Source organism: Mesorhizobium sp. M7A.F.Ca.MR.362.00.0.0 (assembly GCF_004023175.1).
Lineage (GTDB): Bacteria > Pseudomonadota > Alphaproteobacteria > Rhizobiales > Rhizobiaceae > Mesorhizobium.
In genome coordinates this window covers 502-5,061 of the sequence record NZ_RZTF01000439.1, presented here as the reverse complement: position 1 = coordinate 5,061, position 4,560 = coordinate 502, and the positions used below count along the sequence as shown (strand labels likewise).

The window sequence follows — 4,560 nt, the reverse complement described above, 5'->3', positions numbered from 1 at the left end:
TTCTCCCCGTCTCCATACGGAGAAGGTGCGGCAGCCGGATGAGGGGCAGCGCCGACTTTGCAAAAGGCAGATCCGCAGCGGCACGGCGGGGAAGAACTGTAACCCATCTATCGATGGGAGAGGCAGTCGTCATTCACAGTCATTGCTTGCCGGCAAAAGCGCGACCCATGAAAAAGGGCGACGCAAGCGCCGCCCCGTATCCCTGGGAGGATGATGTGAAGGTCAGGCCGCCTTGACTTCCTCGGCAACGGCGTCGGCCTGACGCGCTGCCTTGAGCACCTTGGCCCACCACGCAACATCGTTGACCAGCGCGGTGGCGGCCTGGTTCAGATGCTCGAGGTCTTCCAGCTTCTTCTCGCCCTGGCGGACGGCGAGGAAATCGCCCCAGGCGATATGGACGGCCGACTTGACCGGCGCCATCTGCAATTCGACGGCATACAGTCTAAGCTGTTCGACGGCACGCGAGCCGCCAACGCTGCCATAACCGACGAAGCCGGCCGACTTCTTGTTCCATTCATTGGCGGCGTAGTCGATGGCGTTCTTCAGCACGGCCGTCGGGCCATGATTGTATTCGGCGGCGGTGAAGATGAAGCCGTCGAATTCGGCGACCTTCTTCTGCCAGCGCTGTGCCACTTCGTTCTGCGACGGCGCCCAGGCGGAGGATGCGACCTCGTCGAAGAACGGCAGCGGGAAGTCGCGCAGGTCGACGACCTCGACATCGATGTCGGCATGCGACTTGGCGATCTTGGCGATCCACTGGGTTGGCACATCGGCGAAACGAGCGGCGCGCGTCGATCCGACGACGATGGCAATTTTGGGTTTGGACATAAGGGCTCTCCTTGCACGAAGTACTGGTATCATTTGGATACCTGCGCTATATGAGATACTGGAAACGCGATGCACAAGAAGGCACTTTTTTGTTACCGAGGCACCCACACCGCTCCGAAGACTGCCGCGCCATCTCGGAAATCCTGCAGCGCGTCGGCGACAAATGGACCGTTCTGGTCGTCGGCAAGCTGGGCGACGGACCGCTGCGTTTCAACGAATTGCGCGCTGCCGTCGGCGGCATCTCGCAGAAAATGCTGACCACCACCTTGCGCGGGCTGGAGCGTGACGGCTTCGTCACCCGCACCGTGTTTCCAACCATTCCACCGCGCGTCGATTATGAGCTGACCGAGCTCGGCCACGAGCTGCTGATCCCCGTCAGCGCACTGAGCGAATGGGCGCGCGCGAACACCATGCGCGTCAAGGCTGCGCGCGAAAAATTCGACGGCACGCACGCGTGAAACCCCTTGCACCGCAAGGGATCCAGCCCGGCACGCAACATCCGGCTTGTCTGATCGGAAATTCTATCTCGGCTGTGCGGATCGTTGCCCGAATGCACGCGCCGTTTTGGCTGGCGGATTGCCGCTCATGCCGTCCCCTGACGGCTGCCGCTCAGGCTCCTGATGCGCGGACATCGCATCGCGCGGCGCCACAGCTATCACACCGTGCGCCCTGCTTGCCGGGAGCCTGTTCCCCATGCGTGCAGGCACTGCGCGAGATATCTTCCTTCACCTCCGCGTAGGCGGTCACGCCGAGCAGGCAGGTCGTCGCGACCAGGGCTGCCACGAGCCAACCGTTCAGCAGATGTTGACGCATTGTCTCTCTCCGATTGCAGCAGGATCGGGCGCGAAGGCAACCATTGGATGTCGCGAAACAGGTCCGCCACATGGCCCCTGTTACAAACGGACCCATGCCCGGCTCGCTCTACCTGATCAGGGCTCCGAACCCAGTTTTACAAAAGACCTGACGACAGCCAGTTCGGCGCCGCCGGCGGCTTTTGTGCCGGTGGCTTTTTGTGCCGGTGGATTTTCACGATAGGAATTTTTTCTTGACTCGGTGCCCTCAGCTAAGGTACATTTCCGTCCATGGTGCTGATTGTGCTGATTTGCGCCAGAGACCCGCCGCACAGGCGGGTTTTTCGTCTGATGCTCCGTCAGCCAACGCGCCGGCGAGGGCTCCGGACCAACCCACCCGTTAACCCCGAGTTCGTAGCCCTGTCTACCTGATCCCAGCTATGTCGGCGGCAAGCGATCCATGGCAGACTGGTTACGATCGCCTGGGTGTTTTCCGCCCCGGCTGCTATCGGTGAAAGCCGCCATTCGCGTCGAGGTTCATGTCGTACAAGGAACATCCCGTCATCGACCTGCCATCGGAAGCACTGCTGCCGAGCCCGCTGCTTGTCGTCGAGGACGAGCCGATGATGCAGGTGCGGTTGCGCTCGATCCTGAGAGGTCTTGGCTATGCTGAGGAGGAGCTGTTTTTCGCCGGGTCGATCGCGCAGGCCAGGACCCTGCTCGTCGACCAGCCCTTTGCCATGACGCTGGTCGATGTCGGCCTGCCCGACGGCAACGGCATCGACCTCATCGGCTCCCTGCACGAGCACGACGCGGCGCTGCCGATCCTCGTCATCTCGGCCTGGAGCAACGAAAACACCATCCTCGAAGCCCTGCGCGCCGGGGCGACCGGCTATCTCTTGAAGGAGCGCGACGACGTCGAGCTGTCGCTTTCGATCCGCAGCACCATCCGCGGCGGCGCGCCGATCGATCCCTTCATCGCCCGGCGCATTCTGGAACTTCTGGAACTGGTGTCGGCGCCGGCACCGTCCGGGCGCGCCCGTCCTTCCACCGACAGGCCGGGGCGCGGCAAGCCCGCGCTTGCAGCGCCGCCTCCCTTGACGCCGCGCGAGGTCGAGATCCTGAACCTCGTTGCCAAGGGGCTTACCAATCGAGAGATTTCGGGAGTCCTTTCCCTCTCCAGGTTCACGGTCGAATGCCACATTCGCAACATCTACAAGAAGCTGTCGGTCAAATCCCGGACGGAAGCGATCTTCGAGGCGCGGTCGCAAGGCTTCTTGCCCTGATATTGCTGCTCCTCGTGCCGGGCGGCATCGCCTTTGCCGCCGGCGGGGCCGTGCCGTTCAAGACGATCGAGGCCGTGCGATCCGGCTGGGACGCCGCCGCGCCGCCGGCCACCGGCTGGACCAGCGTGACCTTGCCCGACGACTGGACGACGCGCTGGCCCGGTTTCGACGGCGTGGTCTGGTACCGCCTCACCTTCGACAGGGCCGACGCAACCGAACCGCTGGGCCTCGCGCTGAACTACTGGACACTGGCCGGATCGATCTCCGTCAACGGCGCGGAACTCGGACGCGACGAATTCCTCGTCGAGCCGTTGACGCGCTCATGGAACGTGCCCCGCTACTGGCAGCTCTCAGCCCCGGTCCTGCATGCCGGCACCAACACGCTGCTGATCAGGGTCTCGGGCCTGGCGCCATACCAGCCGGGTCTTGGTCCGGTGCTGATCGGCCCGCCTTCGGCGACGCGTGCCCATTTTGTCCAGCAATTCTGGATTCGCCGCGAGCTGCCGGTCTTCTATCTCGGCGTCACCGCGGCGCTTGGCACCTTCTTCTTCGTCGTCTGGCTGCTGCGCCGAAGCTTGAAGGCCTATGGCTGGTTCGCCCTGATGACGATTGCGTGGTTTTGCTATTCGCTCAATTTCGTGGTCACGAGCCCCTGGCCGTTCGGGACGACCGACACATGGCAGCGTTTTATCATGCTCTCCTTCATGGTCATGGCCGCCGCCTTCGTGCTGTTTGTCATCCGCTTCGCCGAGCGCCGCTTTCCCCGAGGGGAAGCCGTGCTGTGGGCCGCGCTGGCGATCGGCGCCGCCGCCTTGTTTGCCACACCGCATTCCCAACTCGGCCCGATGCTCAACCTCCTGGCCTTGTCCTGGTCGCTGCTTTACATCGGCGCCTGTTTCCTGGCGATCGGCCTGACCTGGCGCAGCGCTCGCCTGGACCACATCGTCCTCCATATCGTCAACGCGCTCACCATCGTGGCCATCCTGCATGACCTGATGACCTATTTCGGCATCCTTCTTGGCAATGTCTACTACGTCACGCTGACATCCCACTTGCAGATGGTCGGCATGGCGCTGGTGCTGGCCTGGAACTTCGTCGCCAACATGCGCCGCATCGAAGGGTTCAACGATGAACTCACGGCCAAGATCGAAACCGCCAGGGAGGAACTCGCCCTCACGCTGCATCAGCAGCATGAGGTCATCCTCGCCAACACCAGGCTGGCCGAACACGTGTCCCTTTCCCACAATCTGCACGACGGCATGGGCGGCACCCTGGTCAATTCGATCGCCATGCTGGAGCATGCGCCGCAGAACCTGCCGGCCGATCGCTTCCTGTCCGTCCTCAAGGAACTGCGCGACGAGTTGCGGGTGATCATCGACACCGCTGCCGACGACCCGACGGGCGGCCAGTCGCTGGCCGAGTGGATCGCGCCGCTGCGCCGCCGCCAAACGCTGGCATGCGAAAGCCGCGACATCGACTGCGTGTGGAACCTGACCGGGCTGGAGGACTGCCACCTGCCGGCGGCGCGAAGCCTCGATCTCGTCCGCATCCTGCAGGAAGGCCTGACCAACGTGCTCAAGCACAGCCAGGCAAGCCGCGTCGTCATCGACCTGCACCGGCGCGGCGAGACGCTGAGCCTGGCCATCCAGGACAAC

Annotated in this window: 5 protein-coding genes; 3 read left to right on the top strand and 2 right to left on the bottom strand. The window is 63.4% G+C overall.

Features of this window, described 5'->3' with window-relative positions:
• Positions 1–222: 222 nt before the first annotated feature.
• The gene (locus EOC06_RS32395; protein ID WP_127271924.1) at positions 223–828 is read right to left on the bottom strand and encodes an NADPH-dependent FMN reductase; all 606 of its coding nucleotides are present in this window, start codon (positions 826–828) and stop codon (positions 223–225) included.
• A gap of 89 nt (positions 829–917) precedes the next feature.
• Between EOC06_RS32395 and EOC06_RS32390 the strand changes: the two genes are divergently transcribed.
• The gene (locus tag EOC06_RS32390) at positions 918–1,286 is read left to right on the top strand and encodes a helix-turn-helix domain-containing protein (protein WP_164781857.1); all 369 of its coding nucleotides are present in this window, start codon (positions 918–920) and stop codon (positions 1,284–1,286) included.
• 151 nt (positions 1,287–1,437) lie between these two features.
• On the opposite strand, the gene EOC06_RS32385 is transcribed toward EOC06_RS32390, so the two are convergent.
• Entirely contained in the window at positions 1,438–1,641 is a 204-nt protein-coding gene (locus tag EOC06_RS32385; protein WP_127271958.1) for a hypothetical protein, read from the bottom strand.
• Positions 1,642–2,158: 517 nt separating this feature from the next.
• On the opposite strand from EOC06_RS32385, the gene EOC06_RS32380 reads away from it, so the two are divergent.
• Positions 2,159–2,905: a response regulator transcription factor gene (locus tag EOC06_RS32380; RefSeq protein ID WP_128309702.1), complete on the top strand. Its 747-nt coding sequence runs from the start codon at positions 2,159–2,161 to the stop codon at positions 2,903–2,905.
• Positions 2,906–2,907: 2 nt separating this feature from the next.
• A partial coding sequence (locus tag EOC06_RS32375; RefSeq protein ID WP_281062129.1) for a 7TM diverse intracellular signaling domain-containing protein occupies positions 2,908–4,560 on the top strand: 1,653 nt, incomplete at its 3' end.